Source organism: Cobetia sp. (assembly GCF_983723665.1).
Genome location: NZ_CFDJES010000180.1, coordinates 1 through 4539, shown reverse-complemented (window position 1 = coordinate 4539; position 4539 = coordinate 1). Strand labels below are relative to the sequence as shown.

Here is a 4539-nt window from a genome sequence, read left to right as displayed (position 1 = left end):
CGGCGGTGGCTGTCTCGCCGCCTGCTTGTCTGGCGCTCTTGTCGGGCTGCGCCAGGAAGGCTTCCAGCGAATCATCCATTGCGTCGAGCCAGGGCGTGTGATGGCGCGGGGCCATGGTGCCGGTCATCAGCGAGCGGTAGGAGTAGTCACGGAAGGTCATGATGTTCTCGTGCTTGTGGTGCTCCCACTCGAGGAAGGTGCGATTGACGCCGTCGATATCGAAGCTCGGATAATCCGTCTCCGAAATCAGTGACTTCACGTAATCGCCCTGGAAGAGGATCATTGATTCATCGCTGTCCAGAGTCTCTTCCCTGTCACGCCATGCCTGACTATCCGCCTGCATCGCCTCGCGGCTGGGCAGCGCGATCTCACCGAGAATCACGTCACGCACCCACCATGCCTGGGCATCGAACATGTTGAAGGTGTACCACTGGTCCTGCATGCCGAGGTAGAACATGCGCGGATTCTCTTCCCAGGCAGCGCCCTTGTAGAGACCGAGCGGCCACATGCGATTGCCCGTCTTGAGGCGCAGTGGCTCATCCAGGAAGGGGAAGTGGTGGAGGTAGCCGGTACACAGGATGATGGCATCGATCTTCTTGCTGCTGCCATCGCGGAAATAGGCCGTGTCGCGGTCCACCTTCAGCAACAGAGGCTTCTCTTCCCAGTTGTCCGGCCAGGCAAAGCCCATCGGGGCGGTGCGATAGCTGGTGGTGATGCTGCGAGCGCCATACTTGTAGCACTGTGAACCGATATCTTCGGCAGAGTAGCTGCTGCCGATCAATAGTAGGTCCTTGCCCTTGAATTCCAGCGCGTCGCGGAAGTCATGAGCGTGCAGGATACGGCCATTGAACTGCGAGAATCCCGGGAATTCGGGCACGTTGGGGGTCGAGAAGTGACCCGATGCCACGATGACGTGATCAAACTGCTCCTGAACGACCGCATCGGCCTGCAGGTCATGGACACTGACGGTGAACTGCTCGCGGGTGTCGTCAAAGCTGACGTGGCGCACCGGGCAGTTGAAGCGGATGTACTTGCGCACGCCTGCCTTCTCGACCCGACCCTTAATGTAGTCGAAGACCACCGCACGTGGCGGGTACGAGGCGATGGGATGGCCGAAGTGCTCCTCGAAGGAATAATCCGCGAACTCCAGACATTCCTTGGGGCCGTTGGACCACAGGTAGCGGTACATGCTGCCGTGGACGGGCTCACCATTCTGATCGAGACCGGTGCGCCAGCTGTAATTCCACAGGCCCCCCCAGTCACTCTGTTTTTCATAACAGACTATTTCGGGAATATCGATACCCTTGTCAGCGGCAGATTGAAAGGCGCGCAGCTGTGCCAGGCCACTCGGCCCTGCGCCAATGATCGCAATGCGTTTTGTCATGGGTATTTCCTGTTGAGACTGTAATGAGACGTCATGTTCCGTGAACCCCGAGTTGCGGGATCTCGTGTTGACCAGGTGCTTTTTCCTATGTAGTGGAGCGCGATAATAATGAGCGTTATCCAGCGCTTGGGTGGCCTGGAAAGGTAAGGAATCCAGTTGACTGGCCACCTGACATTTCGCTGAACCTGAACACGGAAGCCGTATTTTTCTTGCCTTTAGAGCAATCTACTGCTCGCGGAACGTGAGGCATCCTCGCAGAAATGATGCGCCATCTCAAATGTGAGGCATTGATTCTGAGTGTATGAAGTGTACACGATCACGAGGGTGTTTAGACTTTAGTGGTAAGATTATTTCGGGTTGTGTCACTTTGGAAAGGTCAGGCGCAAGGATGCGATTTATCGGCTCATGGCTTGGGTGTTTTTCTTGTAAGCTGTTGATTTGTGTGTATATTTTTGAGGTTATGCCGGTGGTTTGCCATGGCGTTATCTGGCTTGTTTTCCATGTGGAAAGAAAAGAAGATTGCCGTGTTGCAATGTCGATTCGAAGGTGGATAATTTTCTGCCTATTCAAGGCATGCTGAGTCAAGCGGGTGAAGGGCTGAAATGATCTATTGGTCAAGCAGGCGGGTGCTGGTAATTTTGAGATTTTGCGTAAATAAGGGTGTGAGGAGGATGGAAAATAGGTGTCACAGTAGTGAGTGGTGTGTGAATGGAGAAAGAACAGGGGGGCAGGAGGGAAAAGGGCGCCAGATTATCGAATGATCCTCGCTGGAGGATTCGCTGGAGGATTTTCTGGAGGTTTTCCTATAGGAACTGCTGGGCTATTTGCAGAACTATTCGCGGGGCTATGCACTCGACAGACCAGCGACGAGGGGGACAAGCGGAGGTTGATCACTCTGCATGCCGAAAGGGCGTATACTGGGCCGGTGACAGAAAGTCCACAGGAGAAGACACCATGACTCACAAGCGCAAGGTGCAGGACAACGCGCTCAAGGCGGTGCTGCGTACCCCGATGTTCAAGCAACGCGTGGTAAAGGCGCGCAAGGGCAAGGGCAGCTATCAGCGCCAGGGCAAGTCGCAGGGAAACAGGGGCGGCAGTGAAGCGCCTTCAGTCAGTGTGCACAACGCTGCCTGAAGACGCTTCATTGGTGCGGTTTCCCACGACCTGACTTGCATCACCGCAAGGGGCTGAAACATGAACGCCGCAGCGTCAGCGCTGCGGCGTTCTGCGTCTGTCCTACTGAAAGCGACTCAGTTCGAGAAGTGCGCATTCCAGGTCTCGGCGCGTGCGGCGTCGCGGGCTTCATAGTCGGCCAGCACCGTCTCCAATTCGCCCAGTGATTCATGCTCACGATCCTCCCCCAGCTGCGTCAGGCGCAGGGTATACCAGGCTGTCACCCCGCCTTCAGGCGGCGCGCTGAAACGCGGGAATTCTGGCGCGGGGCATTCTCCGGCCTGCCAGAGTGTGGGCAGTGACGGGTGCAGCGCCAGTGGGCGGGCCAGGCCGACAAGGTCGACGGCTCCCTGTGCCACGGCGTCTTCGGCCTGCGCGAGTGTCTTGAAGCCGCCGGTTGCCATCAGGGGCAGAGTCGTTACCTCGCGTGCACGCTTGGCGAATTCGACGAAGTAGGGGCCGCTGGCGCTGGCATCCGACGCCGAGCTCGCGCCGGGGAAGTAGGTGCCACCACTGATATCGATCAGATCGATGGGCAGCTCATCGAGCGCTGCGATTACCTGCAGCGCTTCGGCTTCCTCGAAACCGCCTTGCAGTTGGTCGCTGGAGTTGAGTTTCACCATGACCGGGTAGTCGTGGCCTACGGCCTCACGCACGGCAATGATCACCTCACGCATGAGCCGCATGCGGTTGTCGAGGCTGCCGCCGTAGTCATCCGTACGCTGATTGAAGAGGGGGGACAGGAACTGGCTGAGCAGGAAGCCGTGTGCCGCATGCACCTGTACCCCGCCAAACCCGGCTTCACGCGCCAGGCGAGCCGTCATTGCCATGGCAGCAGGCAATGCCTTGATGGCCTCCAGGCTCATGGCCTCGCAACGTAGCCCGGGAATATCCAGGGCACTGGGGCCGTGCGCCGTGCTGGTCGGTGGGTAGGCCATCGCACCGGCGTGGCCGAGCTGCAGCCAGAGGTCTGCACCGTGCTGTTGACCGCGCTGGGCCAGTTGCGTGAAGGCCGCGAGATCGGATTGCGCGTTGAGCACCAGATTGCCCGGTTTCTCGGCATGGTGGTGGTCAGGCTGTACCTCACCGACCAGCGATGCCGCCACGCCACCCTCTGCCCAGCGCTCGTAAAGGCGCAGCTGTGCCTCACTGGGGTGCCCCGTGCCATCGCCGAGAGAATCCGACATCGCAGCCTTGACGATTCGGTTGGCGAGCACCCGGCCGCTTGGCAACGTGAAAGGGGTAAACAGGGCGGAGGCTGTTGGCTGGTCTGTCATGGTGGCGATGTCTCTCTTGGTGCGCGTTAAGTAAAAGATGTGGCAAGGGATATGCCGAGCAATGTGGTACTGAATCTTTCATTTCAGGAACTTATGACAGGGTGACATGCCTTGCGGACGGTGATAATCCGTTGTGCGCGCACAGTTTCCGTGAGCAAATGGAACATATGAAAACGCATACGGACCTCGACATCTTTCACGCCGTCGTCGACGCCGGCACCTTCACCGGTGCGGCAGCTTGGCATTACCCACTCCGCGATCAGCAAGCGCATCGCGCAGCTGGAACAGCGCCTTGGTGCCCAGTTGTTGATTCGCTCCACTCGGCAGATGCGCTTGAGTGAAGCAGGGCAGCTCTATGCCCTGGAGACGCGGGAGTTGCAGGAGCGCCTGCGCAATGTGGAGCAGGAGATTGCCGAAGGCAGCGGCGCGCTCAAGGGGCGCATTCGCCTCTCGTGTTCCAATGCATTGGGCAAACTGCAGGTGATGCCCCTGCTGTTGCGCTTCATGGAGCGCTATCCCGAGGTGATCGTGGACCTGACGCTATCGGACGCGGTGGTCGACCTGGTCCATGGAGGGATGGATCTGGCGATACGCAGCACCGCACAGCCCGAGCTCGGCCTGATCGCCAGGCGGTTGGCCACCAACCATCGCGTCATCTGTGCATCACCGGACTATCTGGCAAGCCACGGCACGCCGCGCTCAGTG

General features: G+C 58.7%; 4 protein-coding genes. 2 read left to right on the top strand and 2 right to left on the bottom strand.

The window, feature by feature from the left end:
- Positions 1–1384: trimethylamine monooxygenase (locus AC4FAH_RS13345; RefSeq protein WP_490246193.1), on the bottom strand; the 1384-nt coding region annotated here is incomplete at its 3' end.
- 954 nt (positions 1385–2338) lie between these two features.
- On the opposite strand from AC4FAH_RS13345, the gene arfA reads away from it, so the two are divergent.
- Positions 2339–2518 (top strand): alternative ribosome rescue factor ArfA, encoded by a 180-nt coding sequence (arfA, locus tag AC4FAH_RS13340; protein ID WP_107335003.1) that lies wholly within the window; start codon positions 2339–2341, stop codon positions 2516–2518.
- 116 nt (positions 2519–2634) lie between these two features.
- Here arfA and AC4FAH_RS13335 read toward each other — a convergent pair whose 3' ends face one another.
- Positions 2635–3834, bottom strand: a complete 1200-nt coding sequence (locus AC4FAH_RS13335) for an oxidoreductase (protein WP_286988069.1) — start codon at positions 3832–3834, stop codon at positions 2635–2637.
- A gap of 228 nt (positions 3835–4062) precedes the next feature.
- Here AC4FAH_RS13335 and AC4FAH_RS13330 point away from each other — a divergent pair.
- On the top strand, positions 4063–4539 hold a 477-nt coding region (locus AC4FAH_RS13330; protein ID WP_490246192.1), incomplete at its 3' end, for a LysR family transcriptional regulator.